We start from the raw sequence: 1,442 nt of genomic DNA, 5'->3' as shown, positions 1-1,442 counted from the left end.
CTTTGCGAACCTAACAAGGCTTGATTTTCCTTATATTGCATATCTTCTTCTAACTTGAAAAAAGATATTATCGATGCAACTATTGTAGTCACTATCATTATAGCAACTATCAAAGGCCAAAAAAGAGAAATGATCGAAGCTACTAATGCCATGATTGCAGCAACAATTTTTCCAATTATAACAGCAATCATTCTTCCAATAAATCCTACTCCTTTATTTTTATATTTTGAAATTAGAGAAGCCAAAACGAAATTTTTCTGTTCGTTGATCGATTGCTCTTTATGCTTATTTGAAAGTGCTTCTAATTCCAAAGCTCTTCCAAGTGTTCTTTTTAATTTTCTTATTTTTTTTGCTTTCAAAGTAGAACTATCAGGATTTTTTTCTTTTTTATCCATATGATTTACTTTAAAATTTTCTTTATCTTTCTTCTCTTTAACATTATTAATAAATATATTTTTCGATAAAGATATTGTACCATCGTTATTAAATTTTGCTTTATTATCCAAAGAAAGATTCCATGTATTATTATCAGGTTTTAATCCAGTATTTAAATCAAAACCTTTTTTAGAAGTAGTCTCCATACTTCTTTTTACTTTATTCTGTTTTTCTTTTTTTAGATAGTTTAATACCTTAATCTCTGTTAATCCTGATTTTCTTAATGCTTTATGAAGTAATCTTTTTCTTTTGGCCTGTGAAAGAGATAAATAAATAGGAATCTCCTTTTTTTCTATAAACTGAATAAATTGCTTTTCTCTATAAGATAGTTTATTATAATTCTTTTTATAATTCTCTATGACTCGTTTTTTCTTCAAGTCTATATACTTATCATTACTTTTCTTTTTCATAATTAATCCTCATGAAATGAAGTATTATGTACCTTGTATAAATAATTATCCTTATTAATAATATTATCAAAAGGAGCGATGTTACTACCAAATCGTATAAGACCTGTTCCTGTTTCAGAACCATTAATGTAATTAAGCTGCAATGTAGATAACGTAAATATGTCTAACAATTCTTCTTTATCAATCGCTCCCTGATTTAATAAACATGTAAACTCTGAATTTTGAATCATGGTATAAAATCTTGAATCCTTAATACATGATAAAATGTTCTGCGCCATGCCTGTACATAATCCCCCAAGTTTTCTTACTTCTCGCCATAAATTTTCAAAGTTGTTCATGGCATATTCATTGTTCTTAAACTCCTGAATTTCATCAATATAAACCCAACTAGCTGTCTTAGATGTTTGATTAAATAAGATATTACTCATAATGTCTTCAAGAGCAACTATCATAGCTAATTTTTTCATTCTATTACCTAACTTTGAAAAGTTATACGCTGTAATTCTCCTTTTTTCTACAGCTGTTTGTTGATGACAAAATACGCTAAGTGTTCCATTGGTAATAGCTTCTAATTCATCAGCCAAATCTTTTGCATAA

At 27.7% G+C, this 1,442-nt stretch carries 1 protein-coding gene and 1 pseudogene; both read right to left on the bottom strand.

The window, feature by feature from the left end; genetic code table 11:
- On the bottom strand, positions 1-845 hold an 845-nt coding region (locus B5D16_RS12285; protein WP_143405136.1), incomplete at its 3' end, for a hypothetical protein.
- A 2-nt stretch (positions 846-847) separates the two neighbouring features.
- Positions 848-1,442, bottom strand: a pseudogene (locus B5D16_RS12530) (VirB4-like conjugal transfer ATPase, CD1110 family); the annotation flags it as partial.

The sequence above is a fragment of the Eubacterium uniforme genome, assembly GCF_900167115.1.
Classification (GTDB): Bacteria; Bacillota; Clostridia; order Lachnospirales; family Lachnospiraceae; genus Eubacterium_S; species Eubacterium_S uniforme.
Note: the sequence above shows the minus strand (reverse complement) of the source record. Positions and strands in the feature narration are given on the sequence as shown.